Source organism: Telluria sp. RT2P19, assembly GCF_059685725.1.
The window spans coordinates 1-19,911 of sequence record NZ_JCASIL010000010.1 but is presented as its reverse complement, the minus strand read 5'-3'; the positions used below and the strand labels follow the sequence as shown (position 1 = coordinate 19,911).

Annotated in this window: 22 protein-coding genes; 6 read left to right on the top strand and 16 right to left on the bottom strand. The window is 65.0% G+C overall.

Annotated features, from left to right (window positions below; translation table 11 throughout):
• Window positions 1-6: 6 nt before the first annotated feature.
• The 9 genes from dapA to AC56KW_RS13660 form a co-directional block, all read right to left on the bottom strand.
• The gene (gene dapA / locus AC56KW_RS13700) at window positions 7-885 is read right to left on the bottom strand and encodes a 4-hydroxy-tetrahydrodipicolinate synthase (protein WP_497171240.1); all 879 of its coding nucleotides are present in this window, start codon (window positions 883-885) and stop codon (window positions 7-9) included.
• 53 nt (window positions 886-938) lie between these two features.
• Complete coding sequence (locus tag AC56KW_RS13695) at window positions 939-1,547, bottom strand: class I SAM-dependent methyltransferase (RefSeq protein ID WP_497171239.1); 609 nt, start codon at window positions 1,545-1,547, stop codon at window positions 939-941.
• Between the two features lie 5 nt (window positions 1,548-1,552).
• A complete protein-coding gene (locus AC56KW_RS13690) occupies window positions 1,553-2,206 on the bottom strand; it encodes a site-2 protease family protein (RefSeq protein WP_497171238.1) in 654 nt (217 codons plus the stop codon).
• Window positions 2,207-2,264: 58 nt separating this feature from the next.
• Window positions 2,265-2,888, bottom strand: coding sequence for an L-threonylcarbamoyladenylate synthase (locus tag AC56KW_RS13685; RefSeq protein WP_497171237.1), 624 nt, complete (start codon window positions 2,886-2,888; stop codon window positions 2,265-2,267).
• A 24-nt stretch (window positions 2,889-2,912) separates the two neighbouring features.
• Window positions 2,913-3,788: a protease HtpX gene (gene htpX, locus AC56KW_RS13680; protein WP_497171236.1), complete on the bottom strand. Its 876-nt coding sequence runs from the start codon at window positions 3,786-3,788 to the stop codon at window positions 2,913-2,915.
• Window positions 3,789-3,888: 100 nt separating this feature from the next.
• The gene (locus tag AC56KW_RS13675) at window positions 3,889-4,995 is read right to left on the bottom strand and encodes an extracellular catalytic domain type 1 short-chain-length polyhydroxyalkanoate depolymerase (protein WP_497171235.1); all 1,107 of its coding nucleotides are present in this window, start codon (window positions 4,993-4,995) and stop codon (window positions 3,889-3,891) included.
• A 14-nt stretch (window positions 4,996-5,009) separates the two neighbouring features.
• Window positions 5,010-5,426: a CopG family transcriptional regulator gene (locus tag AC56KW_RS13670; protein ID WP_497171234.1), complete on the bottom strand. Its 417-nt coding sequence runs from the start codon at window positions 5,424-5,426 to the stop codon at window positions 5,010-5,012.
• Between the two features lie 141 nt (window positions 5,427-5,567).
• On the bottom strand, window positions 5,568-6,401 hold the full coding sequence (locus AC56KW_RS13665; protein ID WP_497171233.1) for a 3',5'-nucleoside bisphosphate phosphatase: 834 nt from the start codon (window positions 6,399-6,401) through the stop codon (window positions 5,568-5,570).
• 24 nt (window positions 6,402-6,425) lie between these two features.
• Window positions 6,426-7,325 carry a LysR substrate-binding domain-containing protein gene (locus AC56KW_RS13660; RefSeq protein ID WP_497171232.1) on the bottom strand — a complete coding sequence of 300 codons (900 nt, stop codon included), beginning with the start codon at window positions 7,323-7,325 and terminating at the stop codon, window positions 6,426-6,428.
• Between the two features lie 80 nt (window positions 7,326-7,405).
• On the opposite strand from AC56KW_RS13660, the gene AC56KW_RS13655 reads away from it, so the two are divergent.
• Entirely contained in the window at window positions 7,406-8,473 is a 1,068-nt protein-coding gene (locus tag AC56KW_RS13655; RefSeq protein WP_497171231.1) for an NAD(P)H-dependent flavin oxidoreductase, read from the top strand.
• Window positions 8,442-8,807 (top strand): hypothetical protein, encoded by a 366-nt coding sequence (locus AC56KW_RS13650; protein WP_497171230.1) that lies wholly within the window; start codon window positions 8,442-8,444, stop codon window positions 8,805-8,807. The genes AC56KW_RS13655 and AC56KW_RS13650 overlap by 32 nt, the downstream gene beginning before the upstream one ends.
• On the opposite strand, the gene AC56KW_RS13645 is transcribed toward AC56KW_RS13650, so the two are convergent.
• A complete protein-coding gene (locus AC56KW_RS13645; RefSeq protein ID WP_497171229.1) occupies window positions 8,753-9,631 on the bottom strand; it encodes an alpha/beta fold hydrolase in 879 nt (292 codons plus the stop codon). The genes AC56KW_RS13650 and AC56KW_RS13645 overlap by 55 nt on opposite strands.
• A gap of 163 nt (window positions 9,632-9,794) precedes the next feature.
• On the opposite strand from AC56KW_RS13645, the gene AC56KW_RS13640 reads away from it, so the two are divergent.
• From AC56KW_RS13640 to AC56KW_RS13630, 3 genes are all read left to right on the top strand, one after another.
• Window positions 9,795-10,319: a gamma carbonic anhydrase family protein gene (locus AC56KW_RS13640; RefSeq protein ID WP_497171228.1), complete on the top strand. Its 525-nt coding sequence runs from the start codon at window positions 9,795-9,797 to the stop codon at window positions 10,317-10,319.
• 3 nt (window positions 10,320-10,322) lie between these two features.
• The gene (gene hslO / locus AC56KW_RS13635; protein ID WP_497171227.1) at window positions 10,323-11,291 is read left to right on the top strand and encodes an Hsp33 family molecular chaperone HslO; all 969 of its coding nucleotides are present in this window, start codon (window positions 10,323-10,325) and stop codon (window positions 11,289-11,291) included.
• 191 nt (window positions 11,292-11,482) lie between these two features.
• Window positions 11,483-11,998 (top strand): Dps family protein, encoded by a 516-nt coding sequence (locus AC56KW_RS13630; protein WP_497171226.1) that lies wholly within the window; start codon window positions 11,483-11,485, stop codon window positions 11,996-11,998.
• Between the two features lie 284 nt (window positions 11,999-12,282).
• Here AC56KW_RS13630 and AC56KW_RS13625 read toward each other — a convergent pair whose 3' ends face one another.
• The 5 genes from AC56KW_RS13625 to pyrG all read right to left on the bottom strand — a co-directional run bounded on the left by AC56KW_RS13625 (window position 12,283) and on the right by pyrG (window position 16,907).
• Window positions 12,283-12,567: a helix-turn-helix domain-containing protein gene (locus AC56KW_RS13625; protein WP_497171225.1), complete on the bottom strand. Its 285-nt coding sequence runs from the start codon at window positions 12,565-12,567 to the stop codon at window positions 12,283-12,285.
• Between the two features lie 9 nt (window positions 12,568-12,576).
• Window positions 12,577-12,930, bottom strand: coding sequence for a cell division protein FtsB (gene ftsB, locus AC56KW_RS13620; RefSeq protein WP_497171224.1), 354 nt, complete (start codon window positions 12,928-12,930; stop codon window positions 12,577-12,579).
• A gap of 78 nt (window positions 12,931-13,008) precedes the next feature.
• Window positions 13,009-14,295, bottom strand: a complete 1,287-nt coding sequence (eno, locus tag AC56KW_RS13615; protein ID WP_497171223.1) for a phosphopyruvate hydratase — start codon at window positions 14,293-14,295, stop codon at window positions 13,009-13,011.
• Between the two features lie 72 nt (window positions 14,296-14,367).
• Complete coding sequence (kdsA, locus tag AC56KW_RS13610; protein WP_497171222.1) at window positions 14,368-15,222, bottom strand: 3-deoxy-8-phosphooctulonate synthase; 855 nt, start codon at window positions 15,220-15,222, stop codon at window positions 14,368-14,370.
• On the bottom strand, window positions 15,219-16,907 hold the full coding sequence (gene pyrG, locus AC56KW_RS13605) for a CTP synthase (RefSeq protein ID WP_497171221.1): 1,689 nt from the start codon (window positions 16,905-16,907) through the stop codon (window positions 15,219-15,221). Before pyrG ends, kdsA begins: the two co-directional genes overlap by 4 nt.
• A gap of 297 nt (window positions 16,908-17,204) precedes the next feature.
• Here pyrG and AC56KW_RS13600 point away from each other — a divergent pair, with 297 nt between their 5' ends.
• A complete protein-coding gene (locus AC56KW_RS13600; RefSeq protein ID WP_497171220.1) occupies window positions 17,205-18,935 on the top strand; it encodes a methyl-accepting chemotaxis protein in 1,731 nt (576 codons plus the stop codon).
• Window positions 18,936-19,092: 157 nt separating this feature from the next.
• Here the strand turns inward: AC56KW_RS13600 and AC56KW_RS13595 are convergent, their stop codons facing one another.
• Entirely contained in the window at window positions 19,093-19,662 is a 570-nt protein-coding gene (locus tag AC56KW_RS13595) for a hypothetical protein (RefSeq protein ID WP_497171219.1), read from the bottom strand.
• Window positions 19,663-19,911 lie beyond the last annotated feature (249 nt).

Genomic DNA, 19,911 nt, shown 5'->3' with positions numbered 1-19,911 from the left:
GCGGGATTAGGAATGAACGCCGGCTTCCACCAGGGCAGCGCGCACGGTCTCGTGGAAGGAAGCGGACAGCGGCGCGAGCGGCAGGCGCAGGCCGGCCGGCATCTTGCCCATCTCGGCCAGCGCCCATTTCACCGGCACCGGGTTCGGCTCGACGAACAGCTTGCCATGCAGGCCCAGCACGCGGTTGTTGATCTCGAGCGCACGGGCAATATCGCCGGCCATCGCGGCCGCGCACAGTTCGTGCATGGCGCGCGGGGCGACGTTGGCCGTCACCGAGATATTGCCGGCGCCGCCGCAGAACATCAGGGCCATCGCGGTCGGATCGTCGCCCGAATAAACGGCGAACGATTTGTCGACCATCTTGAGCAGCTCGATGCCGCGTCCGATATTGCCGGTGGCGTCCTTGATGCCGACGATGTTGTCGATCGGCGCCAGGCGCGCGACGGTCTCGTTGGCCATGTCGGCCACGGTGCGGCCGGGCACGTTGTACAGGATGATCGGCAGGTCGACGGCTTCCGCGATGGTGCGGAAGTGGCGATACATGCCCTCTTGCGTCGGACGGTTGTAATAAGGAACGACCTGCAGCGAGGCGTCGGCGCCGACTTCTTGCGCGTGGCGGGTCAGAGCGATCGCTTCCGCGGTCGAGTTGCCGCCGGTGCCGGCGATGACCGGGATGCGGCCGCCGATATGGTCGACGGCCAGCTTGACGAGCTCACAATGTTCCTCAGGCGACACGGTGGCGGATTCGCCCGTTGTGCCAACGATAACGATCCCGTCCGTGCCTTCCGCGATGTGCCAATCAAGCAACTTGCGCAGGGAATCGCGGTCAAGACTGCCGTCTTCGAACATCGGGGTGACGATTGCAACGATACTGCCCTTAATCATAATCTTGGCCGTGCCATTCAATAAAAAATCTGATTGTAGCGGATAGCCCGCCCCTATGGTTCATTCCTGACCACAATATGGTCGAGCTGCGCCTCGGTTTTGACAAATGCCGCCCCCGCCGCGCACAGGCGCTGCACCTGGGCCGGATGCGGCCGCTCCACGTGGCCGTCCTCGTAAGCCAGCACCTGCAGGCCGCCGTCATGCGCCAGCTCCAGCAGTTCGCCGGGCGCCAGCAGGAAGGCGGGATTGGACGGCTTGCCGTACACCTGGTTCCCCTGCGCGAAGGTTTCGTAGATCAGGATCCCGTCTGGCCGCAGGCTCGCCGCCAGCTGGGCGAACAGGGGCCGGTGCAGGTAGTTGGTGACCACGATCGCCGCAAAACGCCCCGCCTCGAAAGGCCAGGGCGAACCCTCGGCCTCGAGATCGTATTCCATGGTAGTGACGTGTTCGCCCGCGCAGGCGGCCAGCGCGTCCGGCTTGACGTCCAGCGCCAGCACCTGCAGGCCGCGCGCCGCCAGCAGGCGCGTGTGGCGGCCGTTGCCGCAGGCGAGGTCGAGCGCCTCGCCCGGCGGCGCCAGGGAAACGAAGCGCTCCACCCAGGGCGACGGCGGCAGCGCGGCTGGAAAATGCGGCATCTTCACGCGCGGCGGGTTGGGCTGCATCGCATTCAGAACAGGAAGAAGGTGAACGGCAAGACCATCAGGTCCACGATCCAGCGGCCCAGCTGCATCACCGGCACCACCCAGTAGGACACCAGTTGCAGGAACACCAGGCCCAGCACGACGAAAAAGCCGTACGGCTCGATGCGCGCGAATTGATAGGCCAGCGTATTGGGCAGCATGCTGGTCAGGACCCGCCCGCCGTCCAGCGGCGGGATCGGCAGCAGGTTGAAGGCCATGATCAGCAGGTTGGTCAGGATGCCGGCCTCGGCCATGCGGCGCGGGAAGGCTTCGCCGACGCCGAAGAACACCAGCAGCGCCGCGAACAGCAGCCACATCGCGGCCATGATCAGGTTGGCGATCGGGCCGGCCAGGGCCACCCAGGCCATGTCGCGCTTCGGATTGCGCAGGCGGTTGAAATCGACCGGTACCGGCTTGGCGTAGCCGAATACGAAGGGCGTGAACAGATACATCATGATTGGAATCACGATGGTGCCCCACATATCGACGTGCACCAGCGGATTCAGGCTCATGCGGCCCTGGGAATAAGCGGTGTTGTCACCGAAAAATTTGGCGGCGTAGGCGTGGGCGGCTTCGTGCAGGGTAATCGCAAAAAGGACGGGCAGCGCGTAGACGGCGATGTTGCGTATTGTTTCATCCATACGGGGGATTCTAACAGAGGCCGCTACACACTTGTCCCGTGGAATTCTTAAGCCGGCATTACAGGCCGAAGGCCGCCGGATCGCCCCGCCCTTCGCGCACCAGCTCCGGCTCGGGGCCGGTCAGGTCGATGATGGTGGTCGCCTCGAGCAGGCCGGCGCCGCCGTCGATGATCAGCTCGATCTGCTTTTCCAGGCGCTCGCGCACTTCTTCCGGGTCGGACAACATGTGCTCGTCGCCCGGCAGTTGCAAGGTGGTGCCGATCAGCGGCTCGCCCAGTTCTTCGAGCAGCGCCAGCGTGATGCGGTTCTCGGGCACGCGCAGGCCGATCGTCTTGCGCGAAGGGTGCGACAAGCGGCGCGGCAATTCGCGCGTCGCTTCCAGGATGACGGTATACGGGCCCGGCATGGTCGCCTTGAGCAGGCGGTATTGCGCATTGTCGACACGCGCGTACTGCGCGACCTCGGACAGGTCGCGCACCAGCAGGGTCAGGTGGTGCTTGTCGTCGACGCCGCGGATACGGCGCAGCTTGTCGACCGCCGATTTGTCATCCAGGCGGCACACCAGGGCATAGGCGGAATCGGTCGGCAGCGCGACAATGCCGCCGCTGCTGACGATCTGCGCCGCCTGCTTGATCAGGCGGGCCTGGGGGTTTTCGGGGTGGATCTGGAAATATTGGCCCATCGGTGGATCCTTATGCTTGATCTGTCAACGCAGTTGCTGGAGCGCGGCGATGCGCTGCTCCATTGGCGGGTGGGTCGAGAACAGCGCACCCCAGCCGCCGCCGCTGCCGGAAATGCCCGACGCGGCCATCGACTGCGGCAGCGCGCCCGGCGCGAAGCCCCCCAGGCGGGCCAGCGCGTGCTGCATCGGCACCGGGCTGCCCATCAGTTTCGCGGCGCCGGCGTCGGCGCGGAATTCGCGCTGGCGCGAGAACCACGCGACGATGATCGAGGCCAGCAGGCCGAACACGATCTCGAGCACGAACACGCTCGCGTAGTAACCGATGCCGGGGCCCTCGCCCTCCTTGCGGAACAATACCTTGTCGACGAAGAAACCGACCACACGCGCCAGGAACACGACGAAGGTGTTCACCACGCCCTGGATCAGGGTCAGCGTGACCATGTCGCCATTGGCGATGTGGGCCACCTCGTGGCCGAGCACGGCTTCGACCTCGTCCTGGTTCATGCTTTGCAGAAGGCCGGTCGACACGGCGACCAGCGCCGAGTTCTTGAAGGCGCCCGTGGCGAAGGCATTCGGCTCGCCATCATACACGGCGACTTCGGGCATGCCGATGCCGGCGCGTTCCGACAGGCGCCGCACGGTTTGCACCAGCCATTGTTCGGTGGCGTTGGCCGGCTGCTCGATGACCCGCGCGCCGGTCGACCACTTGGCCATCGGTTTGCTCATCAGGAGCGAGATGAAGGCGCCTGTGAAACCAATAACGATGGACATGACCGCCAAGGCTGGAATGTTGAGTCCTTGCGCGGACACGACGCGACCCAGGCCGAGCAGGTTCATGACCAGCGTCAGTACCAGCACGACGGCAAGGTTAGTGGCAAGGAACAGCACGATACGCTTCATGGCAGACATCTCCTGCAAGTTGATGACAGGATGCCAAGATTGGGTTGCACCGTCCAGAATTCAAGACCCAGCCATTGCGGGCCGGGCCTGGCGCCTGGATTTACCTTTGCAGGAAAAAGCGCAACATCTCGCGCGAGGCGTTGGGGCCGAGCGCGTCGGTATGTGAACCGGCCGGGTTGCCGCCGGCCCAGGCGTGGCCGGCGCCGTGCACGATCCAGTGTTCCGCCATTGTCCGCCCCGCTTCGTCGCGCCAGCTGCGACGCGTGCTGCGCCGGCCGCCCTCGGTGGATTCGGCCACGCCGGCCTCCAGCGGCGTGGCGCGCAGGCCGGCGTGGGCGCCCACGAACTGGTCCAGCACCGCCTCGCCATTGGCGCAATTGACCACGTGGTCGGCATCGCCGTGGAAGACGATCACCGGCACCGCTTCGCGCAGGCTGCGCGACCGCCCCGGCTTCTTCATGGCTTGCAGGCCCGAGATCATGTCGCGCGCGCTGCCCGCCGGCAGGCCTGAATGAACGCCGATCGCGGCGAACAGCTCGGGATACTCGGCGCCCAGCACCGCCGCCATCGCGCCGCCGGCCGACATGCCGGCCACGAAGACCTGCGACGGGTCGGCGTCGTACTCCTTCACGATCTGGCGGGTCATGTCGGCGATAATGCCGGGCTCGCCTGCATCGCGCGCCTGGTGGCCGGGCTCGAACCAGTTCCAGCAGTGCGAATGGTTGGCGCCGCCGTCCTGCTCGGGATACAGCACCAGGCAGCCGGCTTCCTCGGCCAGCGCATTCATGCCGGTGCCGGCGGCGAAGTCGTCGGGGTTCTGGGTGCAGCCGTGCAGCATGACGACCAGCGCTCGCGGCGTGGCCGACTCCCTGGCCGGGATATACAGTTTGTAGCGGCGCGCACCGGCTTCGCAGCGATGGCTGCCCGCGATGAAACGGCCGGGCAAGTCGGGCGCCGCCTGCACGCCTCGCGCGCCATGCCTGGGACCGGGACGGGCGCGCGCGGTGGCGCGGCTCCAGCCGGGGGGCGGATTCAGGTCGACGAACTCGGGGCGCGCCTGCGCGGCGCCGGGCGCTGCCTGCGGCGCCAGCAGGCCGGCCTGGGCCAGCGCCTGCTGGATGATGTCCGTCGCCGCTGCCGGATCGCGCGCCTGTACGCGGCGCGCCGATTCCATCATTTGGCCGATAAATTGTTCATAAGGTTTCATACTGTACTCCCGTGTCAGGATTGAATGCGGTCGGCCAGCGCTTCGCGCACGGCCGGTGATGCGATGAAGGCGCCCAGGACCTGGACCGAGGCAATGGCGTTCCTGGCCAGCGCGACCGGCACATCGTCTTCGATGACCGCCAGACCCAGCACGTGGATTTCCAGCTGCTGTCCGGACGCCACCAGTTCGGCCAGCTCACGCTGGGAGTAACGGTACATGCCCATGACGTAGCGTTTGCGCGTCACCGTCTGACGGATGGCGTCGGCGTGTACCTGGAGCTGGTTGCGGATTGCCGTCCGGACGAAATCGGTACGGTTGGAATAAAAGCCTTCCTCTACCAGCAGGTCGAGTTGGGCCAGGTCTACCAGGCCGACATTGACGGTCACCTTGTCGCTATCAGGCAATTTTTGGGACTGGGCTACGAGCTTCATGGCATTTTATACTCCTCATATACTCTGATTGGAGTATAGACCACATATCCGCCTTGTGCTGCGCTGCACAATATTTATTATTCGACGTTGCCAATAAAACAAAACCCGCCATCGGCGGGTTGGGTTGTGGATGCTTGCGTGTCAAAACCAGTCATGCCATACCGGCGTCACATGCGATGGCAAGGGCGGCAACTCGGCGAACTCGACCCTCGCCTCGCCCGGCGCATGGAAGTCGGTCCCGCGCGAGGCCAGAAAGCCGTAGCGTCGTGCCAGCTCGGCATAGGTCTGGTACTGGTCCGGCGTGTGGCTGCCGGTGACGACCTCGATGGCGTTGCCGCCCAATTGGCGGAACTCGTCGAACAGGACGCCCTGCGCCGTGTCGCTGAAGCGGTAGCGGCCCGGGTGCGCGATCACGGGGATGCCGCCGGCGCCGCGGATCCAGCCCATCGCCTCGGCCAGCGTGGCCCAGCGATGCGGCACATAGCCCGGCTTGCCTTCGGTGAGGAAACGGCGGAATACTTCGGAGGTGGTCTCGCACACGCCGATCTCGCACAGGTAGCGCGCGAAGTGGGTGCGCGACATCAGGTCGGGATTGGCGACGAAGCGCAGCGCGCCCTCATAGGCGCCCGGGATGCCGGCTTGCTCCAGCTGCGCCGCTATTTCGCGGGCACGCTGCTCGCGGCCGTTGCGGGTTGCGGCCAGGCCGGCGACCAGGCCCGGATTGTCCTCGTCGACCTGCAGGCCGACGATGTGCACGGTCTCGTTGGCCCAGGTGACCGAGATCTCGACCCCGGCCACGAAGCGCATGCCCAGTTCGCCCGCCGCCTTGCGCGCGGCCTTGATGCCGCTGATCTCGTCGTGGTCGGTGAGCGCCCATACATCGACCCCGCCCTTGCGCGCGTAAGCGGCCACGTCGGCAGGGGCGAGTATGCCGTCGGAGACGGTGGAGTGGCAGTGCAGGTCGACTTTCAGCATGGCGCGAATGAAGTATCTGGAACGTCACATTGTACGCGCATTTACCTGTCTTCCCAGTTGGGTATCAACCATGCGCGACCGGCTGGCAAATGCAAGGAACGCCGGTGTTGCAAAGCCCTCGCGCCAGACCAGGCAGGTCGTCATGCGGCCCAGCGACAGGGTCTGCAGCGCGGCCGGGGCGCCGCTCAGCGCCAGCACGCTCGCGGGCAAGACCGTCACGCAGGCGCCGGCTGCCACGCAGGCGATCATCGCATGGTAGGAGTTCATCTCTTGCACGCGCCAGTCGGGGGCGCCGGCGATGCCCAGCCGGTTCTCGGCCAGGCTGCGGTAGGTGCAGCCCTGCGGGAAGGCGGCCAGGGAGCGCGCCGTCACCTTGCCGATGTCAGCGGCGTCCGTGTCGCCCGGCGGCAGCAACAGCAGCAATTCTTCTTCCCAGACCGGCATCGATTGCAGAGCCATGTCGGCCAGATCCGCGCCGTCTTCGGGCAAGGCGGCAAACGCGCAATCCAGCGCCCCGGTCCTCACTGCCTCGATGATCTGGCGCGACGGTCCGGTGCTCAGCGCCAGCCGTGTTCCTGGATGATCGAGGTGGTAGGCGGCCAGCACGCCCGGCAACCGGCTGGCCGCCGTGCTTTCCATGCTGCCGATCCGCAGCACGCCGCCCGAGGCGCCATTCGACACGACCTGGCGCGCCTCGTCTTCCAGCGCCAGCAGCCGTTCGGCATAGGCAAGAAACTGTTCGCCTGCGGTCGACAACGCGATACGCTTACCGATGCGCACGAACAGCTCGGCGTCGAAGTCGGCCTCCAGCTGCTGGATGCGGGTCGTGACATTCGACGGCGCCCGCCCGAGCCGCGCGGCGGCCTGCGTCACGCTCAGTTCCGCAGCCACCGCGCAAAAGATCCGTAAAGATTCGGTATCCATATATCTTTTCTCAAAACAGAATGATACCATCACTTCATTCTCTTTTTGAGAATTACAGTCAAGCGCGAAAGGAGTCAGCCATGCGACCGTCCCACCCGTTCTTCTCCCGGTTATCCATCACACATCCGATCATCCAGGCGCCGATGGCCGGCACGGCCACGCCCCGGCTTGCAGCGGCGGTGTCGAACGCCGGCGCGCTGGGCTCCCTGGGAATCGGCGCAGGCACGGTCGCACAAGCGCGCACGATGATCGAGGAAACACGGGCACTGACCGCGAAGCCGATCAATGTCAATGTGTTCTGCCATGCGCCGGCCCGGCGCGATGCCGATGTCGAAGCCGCCTGGCTGGCGCATCTGGCGCCGCTGTTCGACGAAGCCGGCGCGCCGCTGCCGTCGGCGCTCGAGGAAATCTATCGTACCTTCAACGATGACGAAGAGGCGTTCCGGATGCTGCTCGAGCTGCGTCCGGAAGTGGTCAGCTTCCATTTCGGCCTGCCTGCCGCCGAACGCCTGGCGGCCCTGCGCGCGGCCGGCATTCGCACCATGGCCACGGCGACCAACCTGCACGAAGCCTTGCAGATCGAGCGGGCTGGCGTCGATGCGATCGTGGCCCAGGGCATCGAAGCCGGCGGCCATCGCGGCATGTTCGACCCTGACGCGACCGACGAGCGGCTGAGCATGGCGGTGCTGGTGCGCCTGCTCGTCAAGCGGACGGGGCTGCCGGTGATCGCCGCCGGCGGCATCATGGATGGCGCCGGCGTCAGGGCCGCGCTCGACCTGGGCGCGGCCGGCGCGCAGCTCGGTACCGCCTTCATACTGAGTCCCGAATCGGCGGCGAACGAGGCTTACCGCGCCAATCTGCAGAGCGAACGCGCCGCGGTCACCGCACTCACGGCGGCGGTGTCGGGACGGCCGGCGCGCGGGATCGTCAATCGGTTGATCGCGCACGGGGCGTCTGGCGTGCCGGCTGCCTATCCGGTTGCCTACGACGCGGCCAAGCAGCTGCACGCCGTCGCGGCCAAGGCCGGCAACCATGACTATGCGGCGCACTGGGCGGGCCAGGGCGCGCCGCTGGCGCGCGCTTTGCCGGCTGCCGAACTGGTGGCAACGCTGGTGCGTGAACTGCATGCCGCCGGCGCCGCCGCCTGATGTCCCGCCGCCTGCCCTCGCCCTGTATCTGATGGGCGAGCTGCAGCGGTATCGCGCGCAAGGTGGGCCGATCAGGCCGGTGGCGCAGCGCTTCGTGCTGGCGCTCGGGGCTGCCAGGGGCGCCGGGATTGCTCCGGACGTGCTGGAGCGGCTCGCCGGGCTGGCGCAGGCGCCCGAGCCGCTGGATGATGCCGAACGGAGGTGGCTGCACAGCCAGCTGCCGGAAATCGTGCGCCGGATCGTCCTGGACAGCCCCGCCACCAACGTCGAGCAGCGCTCTTACTGCGCGAGAAATTCCTCGACCATGGCCGCCAGCATCTCGGGCTGGTCATGATGCAGCATATGTCCGGCCTGCGGCACCATGCGCGGCGTCACCCTGCTCAGATAAGTCATCCGCCGGTCGACTTCGGCGCGCGCCTGATCCTTCGCCCCCATCCAGCGCCACATATCCGTCTCTTCGGCCTCGACCCATAATACCGGCGCCGTGATCGCGCTCCAGCAAGCCATGATCTCGTCGACGTGGTACAGCAACGGCGAACTCATCTTGTGCGCCGGATCGCCCAGTATCTTCCACTGGCCATCGCGGTCCTGCTCCGCCCAGTGCGCCGCCAGGAAAGCCGCACGCTCGACCGCCAGCCGCGGATTGGTCTTGCGCAAGCGCGCCGCGACCTCATCCAAACTGGCATAACCGCGCATCTCGGGCGGCTCACGCAACTCGTCCAGCCACTTGGCCACGCGCCCCGGATACTGGGCCGCACGGGTGGTCGGGAGCCCGAAACCCTCGAGGTTGATCAGCTTCGCGATGCGCTGCGGCCGCACACCGGCATAGATGCCGGCGATATTGCCTCCCATGCTGTGCCCCAGCAGGTTGACCGCCTCAGCGGGCGCATAATGGTCGAGCAGCACCTCGAGGTCGGCCACGTAGTCGGGAAACCAGTAGGTGTCGGCACCCGACCGCTGACTCTGGCCAAAACCACGCCAGTCCGGCGCGATCACATGCCAGTTGCCCGCCAGGCAATCGACCATGAACTGGAACGAGGCCGACACGTCCATCCAGCCGTGCAGCATGAACAGCTTGGGCGCGCCCTCCTGCCCCCAGTGGCGCACGTGCAGGCGCAGGCCCCGCACAGTCAGGAATTCGGAACGTGAGGCTTTCATGGATCTCCCAATTTTAGTACGGTCGTTCGGATGATTATACGGTTTGGCGGTTGAATTCGGGCGCCGCGGCCCCATCTGCCCGACTTCAAGACGTGGCATGGCTGCATGGCGGGGCGGCGGGAACGGTAAAATAGCGCCATTTCCATCTTCCGCGAGCACATCCATGGCGATTTACCAGCTGGGCGAGCATGCGCCCGAGATCGATCCATCGGCCTTCGTGGCCGATACGGCCACCCTGGTGGGCAAGGTCACGCTCGGGGCGCATGCGTCGGTGTGGTTCGGCGCCACGCTGCGCGGCGACAACGAGCGCATCACGATCGGCGCGAACAGCAATGTTCAGGAAGGCACCGTGATGCACACCGATATGGGCTACCCGCTCGACATCGGCCAGAACGTGACGATCGGCCACCAGGCCATGCTGCACGGCTGCACGGTGGGCGACGGTTCGCTGATCGGCATCCAGGCCGTGGTGCTCAACGGTGCGCGGATCGGCAAGGGTTGCCTGGTCGGCGCCGGCGCCCTGGTTACGGAAGGCAAGGAGTTTCCCGACCACTCGCTGATCCTGGGTTCGCCCGCGAAGGTGGTGCGGACACTGACACAAGAAGACCTGCTGCGCCTGGAAGGCATTGCCGCGAGTTATGTGGCGCGCGGCCGGCTGTTCAAGACGCAGCTCAAGAAAATCGGATAAAGAATGACGACTACGGATACTGGCACCACCAACAGGGACACCCTGCAAAAATTTATCTTCGACAATGCGGCCGTGCGCGGCGAGCTGGTCGAGATTTCGGACACCTGGCGCGAGATCCAGGCCCGTCACGCCTACCCGAAAGCGGTGCGTTCGCTGCTCGGCGAGATGGTGGCGGCCGGCGCCCTGCTGTCGGCCAACCTCAAGTTCAACGGCGCGCTCGTGATGCAGATCCACGGCGACGGCCCGGTGCGCCTGCTGGTGGTCGAATGTGACGCCGACCTGCGCATGCGCGCGACGGCCAAGCTGGCGCCCGACGTCGAGATCCCGGACGACGCCACCCTGTCGCAGATGTTCAATGTGAACGGCAAGGGCCGCTTCGTGATCACGCTCGATCCGGCCGACAAGGTGCCGGGCCAGCAGCCCTACCAGGGCGTGGTGCCGCTCGACGGCGACGACATGGCGACCGTCATCGAGAACTACATGCTGCGTTCGGAACAGATGGACACGCGCTTGTGGCTGGCGGCCGACGACAAGGTCGCGCGCGGCCTGCTGCTGCAAAAGCTGCCGCGCCACAGCGGCAAGGAAGATCAAACCAAGCAGGCCACCGAGGCCGAAGACCTGGAAACCTGGAATCGCGCCGCCATGCTCGGCCAGACCGTCAAGCGCGAAGAGCTGCTCTCGACCGATATCTCGACCCTGCTGCACCGCCTGTTCTGGGAAGAGACCATCCGCGTGTTCGATCCGCTCTACCCGGAGTTCCACTGCAGCTGCAATCGCGAGAAGGTCGGCAATATGCTCAAGATGCTGGGCCAGGAAGAAGTCGAATCGGCGCTGACCGAGCTGGGCGAGCTGGGCATCAACTGCGACTTCTGCGGCAAGCACTACGCCTTCGACAAGGTCGACTGCGCGCAGCTGTTCGCCAGCGACAGCCCGCTGCAGACCATGATGCCGCCGAGCGGCAGCACGCACTAGGCCGGTCGATCGCGCCGGCCTAGTGCCGGCTCGGCAGTATCTCTCAGGGCGCTTCGGCGCCCTGTTGTTTTGACAGGATACGGATGGCGTCCTTCGCGTTTTCGCCCAAGATGGTAAGCTGATGCTGTTATGACACTGTTGCATTTTCGAACAGCGACACCATGTACCCATCACTGACACGGAGGAAGCACATGAATATCGATATTGGCATCAGCACCGAAGACCGCGCGAAAATCGTCGACTCGCTGTCGCACGTCCTGGCAGACAGCTACATGCTGTACCTGAAGACCCACAACTTCCACTGGAACGTGACCGGCCCGATGTTCCAGACCCTGCACGTGATGTTCCAGGAGCAGTACACCGAGCTGTGGAACGCGCTGGACGATATCGCCGAGCGCATCCGCGCCCTGGGCCACTTCGCACCGGGCACCTACCAGCGCTACGCCGAGCTGTCGACCATCAAGGAAGAACCGAACGTGCCGGGCGCGCAGGAAATGATCCGCCAGCTGGTCGCCGGCCAGGAAGCGGTGGCGCGCACCGCGCGTGCGGCCTTCCGCATCGCCGACGCAGCCGACGACCAGCCAAGCGCCGGCATGCTGGCGACGCGCATGGAAATCCACGAAAAGAACGCGTGGATGCTGCGCGCCTTCCTGGAACAAGGTGCAGGCCACACCCAGGGTGAGGCGTCGTCGGATTCGAAGAACTGATGATGTGATGTTGCGGTCCGTATGGGCCGCACGAACGCGTGGACGGCCAAGCCGTCCACCCCACGATCCGCATAGACCGTGGGGTGGGCGGCTGATGATGTGATGTGGCGGTCCGTATGGGCCGCACGAACGCGTGGACGGCCAAGCCGTCCACCCCACGATCCGCATAGACCGTGGGGTGGGCGGCTACGCCGCCCACGCGTTCAACAGCATATGCACACCGTGGGGTGGGCGGCTGCGCCGCCCACGCGTTCAACGACGATTGAAGCGGACGTAAAGGCGACTCAATCGTCGCTACGCCCGCCACTCATATGCAAATCAACGACCTTCATGATTTCGAGCGTGAGATCGAGGTCGAACTCCCCCGCCACCAAGGCCGTCGCGAGCTGCTCCCGTGGCACGCCCACCGCCGCGGCCAGCCCACCGAGCCCCGGCGCCTGCGCCACCGCCTTCAACGCAGCGCCAATGACCAGGCCATCGCCATCTTCGAAGGCATCGGCCAGGCAGTTTGCAATTGCATCGAGTGAATCGAGGCTGGCGGGATCGATCGGGGAATTCTGTTTGCTCATGACGTTCAATCAGTGCGTCGGCGCCGGCTTGGCGCCATTCTTCGGTGGCGGCGGTGGCGGAGGCACGGTCATCGATTCGACCGGCAACTCGTCCTTGCGCAGCACCTGCACGAAGATCTCGCCCTGCTTGATCATCCCCAGGTCGTAGCGCGCGCGCTCCTCGACCGCGCCGGTGCCTTCCCGCAAGTCTTCGACCTCGGACGCCAGCTTGGCGTTACGCGCGGTGAGCTGCTCGGTCTTGAGCCGCGTGGCCTCGACCTGGCCCTGCATGTCGGCCACGGACAGCCAGCCCCCCTTGCCGAGCCAGAGTGGGTACTGGATCAGCACGAGCAAGGCGGCAAGGGCGATCGTGATCAGGCGCATGGCAGGGAGAATATGGATGCGATCTGGCCGGCGAACAGCAAGGGCGCCGGGCGCCCTCCCGTTTTGCCGGCCAGTGGATTACTTCAGGTTGTAGAACGCGTCGCGGCCAGGATAGCTGGCGATGTCGCCCAGGTCTTCCTCGATGCGCAGCAGCTGGTTGTACTTGGCCATGCGGTCCGAACGCGACAGCGAGCCGGTCTTGATCTGCAGGGCGTTGGTGCCAACCGCGATGTCGGCGATGGTCGCGTCTTCGGTTTCGCCCGAACGGTGCGAGATCACGGCGGTGTAGCCGGCGCGCTTGGCCATCTCGATGGCGGCGAAGGTCTCGGTCAGGGTGCCGATCTGGTTGATCTTGATGAGGATCGAGTTGGCGACGCCCTTCTGGATGCCCTCCTTGAGGATCTTGGTATTGGTGACGAACAGGTCGTCGCCCACCAGCTGCACCTTCTTGCCCAGCGCCGCGGTCAAGGTGGCCCAGCCGTCCCAATCGCCTTCCGCCATCGCGTCCTCGATCGAGATGATCGGGTACTTGTCGCACCAGGTGGCCAGCATATTGGTGAAGTCGGCCGCGCTCAGGGAAAGGCCGCCTTCGCCTTCGAGCACGTATTTGCCGTCCTTGAAGAATTCGCTGGCGGCGCAATCGAGGCCCAGGGCGATGTCCTGGCCGGCCACGTAGCCGGCCTGCTCGATCGCCTGCATGATCAGCTTGATGGCTTCCTCGTGGTTCGCGACCGATGGTGCGAAGCCGCCTTCGTCGCCCACGGCGGTGTTCAGGCCCTTCGAGTGCAGGATCTTCTTCAGGGTGTGGAACACCTCGGCGCCGTAGCGGATGGCTTCCTTGAACGACGGTGCGCCCACCGGGATGATCATGAATTCCTGGATGTCCAGGTTGTTGTCGGCGTGCGCGCCGCCGTTGATGACGTTCATCATCGGCACCGGCATCTGCATCGCGCCCGAACCGCCGAAATAGCGGTACAGCGGCAGGCCGGCTTCTTCGGCCGCGGCCTTGGCGACCGCCATCGACACCGCCAGCATGGCGTTGGCGCCCAGGCGGCTCTTGTTTTCGGTGCCGTCGAGATCGATCAGGGTGCGGTCGAGGAAGGCTTGCTCGTTGGCGTCCAGGCCCATGATCGCTTCGGAGATCTCGGTGTTGATATTCTCGCAGGCCTGCAGCACGCCCTTGCCGAAGTAACGCTTCGGATCGCCGTCGCGCAGCTCGATCGCTTCGCGCGAACCGGTCGACGCGCCCGACGGCACCGCGGCGCGGCCCATCACGCCGGACTCCAGCAGCACGTCGCATTCGACGGTCGGGTTACCGCGCGAATCAATGACTTCGCGGCCGATAATATCAACGATAGCACTCATGTTTCTCAGTCTCCAGAAGGTGGGGAAATCGGGCGGAGGCGCCATGCCGCGGGACGCCTCCAGGATGCGCTGTTACTTGAACTTGGTTTCCATGAAACCGGTCTTCTTGACGATGCGGTCGATCTCGACGAGCGTGGTCAGGAGTTCCTTCATGTGGCCCAGCGGCACGGCGTTCGGACCGTCCGACATCGCATTCGCCGGATCAGGGTGCGTCTCCATGAACAGGCCGGCGATGCCCGCCGCCACGGCGGCGCGCGACAGGACCGGCACGTGCTCGCGCTGGCCGCCGGACGAGGTGCCCTGGCCGCCCGGCAGCTGCACCGAATGGGTCGCGTCGAACACCACCGGGCAGTTCGATTCGCGCATGATGGCCAGGCCGCGCATGTCCGACACCAGGTTGTTGTAGCCGAACGAGGCGCCGCGTTCGCAGGCCATGAAGTTGTCCTCGTTCAGGCCCGCCTCGCGCGCGGCGGCGCGTGCCTTGTCGATCACGTTCTTCATGTCGCCGGGGGCCAGGAACTGGCCCTTCTTGATGTTGACCGGTTTACCCGAACGTGCGCAGGCGTTGATGAAGTCGGTCTGGCGGCACAGGAAGGCCGGGGTCTGCAGCACGTCGACGATGCTCGCCACCTCGGGGATCATCTCTTCGTCGTGCACGTCGGTCAGGACCGGCACGCCGATTTCGCGGCGCACGGCGGCCAGGATCTCCAGGCCCTTCTCGCGGCCCGGGCCGCGGAACGACTTGCCCGACGAGCGGTTGGCCTTGTCGAACGACGATTTATAGATGAACGGGATGCCCAGCGCCGAGGTGATCTCTTTCAGCGTGCCGGCGGTGTCCATCGCCATCTGGCGCGATTCGATCACGCAGGTGCCGGCGATCAGGAAGATCGGGTGCTCGAGGCCGACGTCGAATCCGGCGAGTTTCATGCTGCGTCTCCTTGCAAGGCCGCGACGCTGGATTCAGCCTTGGCCGCGGTATTGGTGTTGGAAGCCTGGTGCGCCAGCGCCGCCCGGATGAACGACGTGAACAGCGGATGGCCGCTGCGCGGGGTCGACTTGAACTCGGGGTGGAACTGCACGCCCATGTACCAGGGGTGCACGTCGCGCGGGAGTTCCATGATCTCGCACAGGTCTTCGTTCGGGGTACGCGCCGACACGGTCAGGCCGGCGGCTTCGACCTTCGGCAGGTAGAAGTTATTGCCTTCGTAGCGGTGACGGTGACGCTCGGTCACGACATTGCCATAGATCTCGGCCGCCAGCGTGCCCGGATTCACCGCGCAGGTCTGGGCGCCCAGGCGCATGGTGCCGCCCAGGTTCGAGTTGGTGTCGCGCTTCTCGACCTTGCCGTCATGATTTTGCCATTCGGTGATCAGGGCCACGACCGGCTGGTCGGTTTCCGGGTCGAACTCGGTCGAATTCGCGTTCGGCAGGCCAGCCATATTGCGGGCGTACTCGATCAGCGCGACCTGCATGCCCAGGCAGATGCCGAGGTAAGGGATCTTGTTCTCGCGGGCGTAGCGGGCAGCGGCGATCTTGCCTTCCACGCCGCGCTTGCCGAAGCCGCCCGGCACCAGGATGGCGTCGTACTTGGCCAGGTGGTCGCAGCCGCGGGTCTCGATTTCTTCCGAGTCCAGGTACTCGATGTTGACCCGGCTCTCGGTATGGATGCCGGCGTGGCGCAGCGCCTCGGTCAGCGATTTATAGGATTCGATCAGGTCGACGTACTTGCCGACCATGCCGATGGTGATCTCGTGCTGCGGATTTTCCAGCGTGTGAATCAGCTTGGTCCACATCGTCAGGTCGGCCTTCGGCGCCTCGAGGCCCAGGGCTTCGAGGATGATGTCGTCCAGGCCCTGGTCGCACAGCACTTGCGGCACCTTGTAGATGGTGTCCACGTCCCACACCGAGATCACGGCCTGCTCTTCGACGTTGGCGAACAGCGAGATCTTGGCGCGCTCGTCGTCGGGAATGCGGCGGTCGGCACGGCACAGCAGCGCGTTCGGCGAGATGCCGATCTCGCGCAGCTTCTGCACGCTGTGCTGGGTCGGCTTGGTCTTGAGTTCGCCGGCCGAGGCGATATACGGCACCAGGGTCAGGTGCACGAAGGCGGCGCCCTTGCGGCCAGAGCGCAGCGACAGCTGGCGCGCAGCCTCCAGGAACGGCAGCGACTCGATGTCGCCCACGGTGCCGCCGATCTCGACCAGCGCCACGTCGACGCCTTCGGCGCCGCGGCGGATGTAGTCCTGGATCTCGTTGGTGATGTGCGGGATGACCTGCACGGTCTTGCCGAGGTATTCGCCGCGGCGCTCCTTGCGGATCACCGATTCATAGATCTGGCCCGTGGTGAAGTTGTTCACCTTCTTCATGCGGGTGCTGATGAAGCGCTCGTAGTGACCAAGGTCCAGGTCGGTCTCGGCGCCGTCGTCGGTGACGAACACTTCGCCGTGCTGGGTCGGGCTCATGGTGCCCGGGTCGACGTTGATGTAGGGGTCGAGCTTGAGCAGGGTGACTTTGAGGCCGCGGCTCTCGAGGATCGCGGCGAGGGAAGCGGCCGCGATCCCTTTGCCCAGGGAAGACACGACGCCGCCAGTGACGAATACGAATTTGGTCATTGTGCTGATGGTGCCGAATGGCACACGCGGGAAATAGAAATTATACCTTAAACCTGCAAATACTTCTTCATATCAAGCTGCCAACTAGCCCGTTTCGGGCAAGCAAAGCTTGTCGCTGGACGAACACAAAACCACTATTCCAGATGCATTTTGGTTTCGGTTGGGCAATAATTCTTACGCTAGAGCGACACAATATTTTCCCGCCAATGGTGTTGATACAACTCTGATGCACTATTGACAATATCGTGCACCATCATGCTGGTTTGGCGACCAACACCACTTCAAATTAGATAAATAATGGGCAATTTCATCAAACTCAATATCGGTACGCGCCTGGCCGCCGGCTTCGCCCTCACGCTCTTGATGACCGTCATCATCGCCACCGTCGGCGTCTGGCGCCTGAACCAGGTCGCCCACGAGACATCGACGATTCTGGCAGAACCACTGGCAAAGGAGCGCATGATCGCCGAGTGGTACACCCAGATCTTCGCCGCCGTGCGCCGCACCGCCGCCATCGTCAAGAGCAGCGATCCATCGTTGACCGAATTCTTCAAGGAAGACGCGGCCGCCACCGGCAAGCTGTCGGCCGACCTGGTCAAGCGGATCGAGCCTTTGATCAGCGGGGACGACGAGACGACGCTGTTCAAGTCGGTGATGGAGCACCGCGCCGCCTATAGCCGCGCGCGCGACGGCGCGGTCAAGGCCAAGGCCGAGGGCGATGTCGAACTGGCCGAGCAAATCCTGACCCAGCAATTCAACCCGGCGGCCAAGGCCTACCAGGAACGCGTGAAGGAACTGGTCGATCTGCAGCACCAGCGCATCAGCGCCAGCGCCGACCTGATCGCCAATACCGCCAGCCGCAGCAACTGGGTCATCGGCTCGCTGGCCGCCGGCGCCCTGCTGCTGGGCGGCGTGTTCGCCTGGCTGCTCACCCGCTCGATCACCCGTCCGCTGCGCCAGGCGGTGCACGCCGCCGAACAGGTGGCGGCCGGCGACCTGACGGTCACCATCGACAGCAAGGCGCTCGACGAAACGGGCGCCCTGCTGCGCGCGCTGGGTAATATGAACACGTCCCTGTCGAAGATCGTCGACGAAGTGCGCAGCGGCACGCAGACCATCAGCGGCGCCTCGAGCGAGATCGCGGCCGGCAGCTTCGACCTGTCCAGCCGCACCGAGCAGCAAGCGGCGGCACTGGAAGAAACCGCCGCCTCGATGGAAGAACTGACCGGCACCGTGCGCCAGAATGCGGACAATGCGCGCCAGGCCAACCAGCTGGCGATCGCCGCCTCGGGCGTCGCCACCCAGGCCGGCCAGGCGGTCGAGCAGGTGGTCGCCACCATGGGCTCGATCAACGAATCGTCACGCAAGATCGTCGACATCATCGCGGTCATCGACGGCATCGCCTTCCAGACCAATATCCTGGCGCTGAACGCGGCCGTGGAGGCGGCGCGCGCCGGCGAGCAGGGCCGCGGCTTCGCGGTGGTCGCCTCGGAAGTGCGCACGCTGGCGCAGCGCTCGGCCGCCGCCGCCAAGGAAATCAAGCAGCTGATCGGCGACTCGGTCGAAAAAGTCGACACCGGCACCCGGCTGGTCGACCACACCGGCGCGACCATGCGCGAGGTGGTCGACTCGATCCAGCGCGTGACCGACATCATGGGCGAGATCTCGTCGGCCAGCCAGGAGCAGATCACCGGCATCGACCAGGTCAACCAGGCCATGGGACAGATGGATAACGCGACCCAGCAGAATGCCGCCCTGGTCGAGGAAGCGACCGCCGCCACGGCCGCCCTGCAGGAACAGGCGCAACGCCTGGCGCAGGTGGTCGACGTGTTCAAGCTCGATGCGCGCCATGTGACGCCGAGCGCGCCCGCGGTGGCGGTCAAGCGTCCGCCGGCATGCCCGGCGCTGGCCAGGCCGGCGCCGCGTGCGGCGGCCAAGCCTGCAGCTGCCCAGCCGGGAGCAAAGCCGGCCGCTGGCAAGCCGGCAGCACCAGCCAGGGTCAATGAGGCCGAGTGGGAAGAGTTCTGATCAAACCCGGTGAAGGAAGCGGTGGCGCTGGCGGTGGCGCCAGCGCCATGCCGGTCCGGTCGTCGAAGGTGCGAGCGCACCGGCAGCAACGCAAGCGCTGCACATCACCGCCCTGACCATGGCGGCCCGGGGCGCTGGTCGATATCGGGCCGTTGCATCAGCCATGATAATCCTCGACTTCGCGCGGATCGGTCAGCTTGATGATGCTTTTCGCCAGACACAGGGCAAACATGATGCCGACGATGTCGCCCGTGATCATCGCAGCGAGAGCGAACCAGTCCACGAGCCCGGTCTGGACCCATATGAACGCGTGATGGAAAGCCGGACTGACCACGCCGCACAGGATCCCGGTAATCAGCAGCCTTGGCGCAGTCAGGTTCTTGAGACGCGGCCCCAGGTTGTACCAGTGTTTGGCGACCAGATAGGCGAGATAGGGTCCTCCCGCGCCGGCCAGCGCGCCGCTGATTGCGCGCACGTCATCCTGGAAAATAAAATGATGGAAGTTCAGGTAGAAACTTGCCACCAATAGACCGACAAAGCCGGCGAATCCGAACAGCAGGGTCGCCAGCAGGCGTATCCCCGCGGGCAAGAATACCCAGTTAATGCCAGGTGCGTGCTCCAGCTCCAGGAACATCCATTCGTTGATCGCGTTCAGAACGAGAAAGCTGACCGTCGTGATGCCGACATAGGCCAGCGGCCGCCCAAGGTTTTCCTTCAAGAAGTTCATCTTCGACTGACCAAACGCGGCTTGCAATCAGACAATTATAGCTGTGGCAAATGGTCGCCTTGCGATAATTGTTGGCGATGTACACGTTAAATATGGATGAGCGTTGAACTGTTGAGCTGCCCGGCGGTCCAACCCTATCGTCGTCCATAGGAGTGAATCGTGAAGGCGCCCCGGTTCAAAAAGCTGGTTGCACAACTGCCATTGTTGAACCAGCCTCAGCGGCTGCAACTACTCGACGCTCTCCACCCT

Excerpts from the sequence above, each read along its gene's own strand:
- AC56KW_RS13600 (WP_497171220.1), top strand. The coding sequence starts at position 17,205 with ATGGGCAATTTCATCAAACTCAATATCGGTACGCGCCTGGCCGCCGGC.
- AC56KW_RS13625 (WP_497171225.1), bottom strand. The coding sequence starts at position 12,567 with ATGAGCAAACAGAATTCCCCGATCGATCCCGCCAGCCTCGATTCACTC.
- AC56KW_RS13660 (WP_497171232.1), bottom strand. The coding sequence starts at position 7,325 with ATGGATACCGAATCTTTACGGATCTTTTGCGCGGTGGCTGCGGAACTG.
- AC56KW_RS13655 (WP_497171231.1), top strand. The coding sequence starts at position 7,406 with ATGCGACCGTCCCACCCGTTCTTCTCCCGGTTATCCATCACACATCCG.
- dapA (WP_497171240.1), bottom strand. The coding sequence starts at position 885 with ATGATTAAGGGCAGTATCGTTGCAATCGTCACCCCGATGTTCGAAGAC.
- eno (WP_497171223.1), bottom strand. The coding sequence starts at position 14,295 with ATGAGTGCTATCGTTGATATTATCGGCCGCGAAGTCATTGATTCGCGC.
- AC56KW_RS13640 (WP_497171228.1), top strand. The coding sequence starts at position 9,795 with ATGGCGATTTACCAGCTGGGCGAGCATGCGCCCGAGATCGATCCATCG.
- AC56KW_RS13630 (WP_497171226.1), top strand. The coding sequence starts at position 11,483 with ATGAATATCGATATTGGCATCAGCACCGAAGACCGCGCGAAAATCGTC.
- AC56KW_RS13695 (WP_497171239.1), bottom strand. The coding sequence starts at position 1,547 with ATGCAGCCCAACCCGCCGCGCGTGAAGATGCCGCATTTTCCAGCCGCG.
- AC56KW_RS13685 (WP_497171237.1), bottom strand. The coding sequence starts at position 2,888 with ATGGGCCAATATTTCCAGATCCACCCCGAAAACCCCCAGGCCCGCCTG.
- pyrG (WP_497171221.1), bottom strand. The coding sequence starts at position 16,907 with ATGACCAAATTCGTATTCGTCACTGGCGGCGTCGTGTCTTCCCTGGGC.
- hslO (WP_497171227.1), top strand. The coding sequence starts at position 10,323 with ATGACGACTACGGATACTGGCACCACCAACAGGGACACCCTGCAAAAA.
- AC56KW_RS13665 (WP_497171233.1), bottom strand. The coding sequence starts at position 6,401 with ATGCTGAAAGTCGACCTGCACTGCCACTCCACCGTCTCCGACGGCATA.
- ftsB (WP_497171224.1), bottom strand. The coding sequence starts at position 12,930 with ATGCGCCTGATCACGATCGCCCTTGCCGCCTTGCTCGTGCTGATCCAG.
- AC56KW_RS13595 (WP_497171219.1), bottom strand. The coding sequence starts at position 19,662 with ATGAACTTCTTGAAGGAAAACCTTGGGCGGCCGCTGGCCTATGTCGGC.
- AC56KW_RS13690 (WP_497171238.1), bottom strand. The coding sequence starts at position 2,206 with ATGGATGAAACAATACGCAACATCGCCGTCTACGCGCTGCCCGTCCTT.
- AC56KW_RS13645 (WP_497171229.1), bottom strand. The coding sequence starts at position 9,631 with ATGAAAGCCTCACGTTCCGAATTCCTGACTGTGCGGGGCCTGCGCCTG.
- AC56KW_RS13670 (WP_497171234.1), bottom strand. The coding sequence starts at position 5,426 with ATGAAGCTCGTAGCCCAGTCCCAAAAATTGCCTGATAGCGACAAGGTG.
- AC56KW_RS13675 (WP_497171235.1), bottom strand. The coding sequence starts at position 4,995 with ATGAAACCTTATGAACAATTTATCGGCCAAATGATGGAATCGGCGCGC.
- kdsA (WP_497171222.1), bottom strand. The coding sequence starts at position 15,222 with ATGAAACTCGCCGGATTCGACGTCGGCCTCGAGCACCCGATCTTCCTG.
- htpX (WP_497171236.1), bottom strand. The coding sequence starts at position 3,788 with ATGAAGCGTATCGTGCTGTTCCTTGCCACTAACCTTGCCGTCGTGCTG.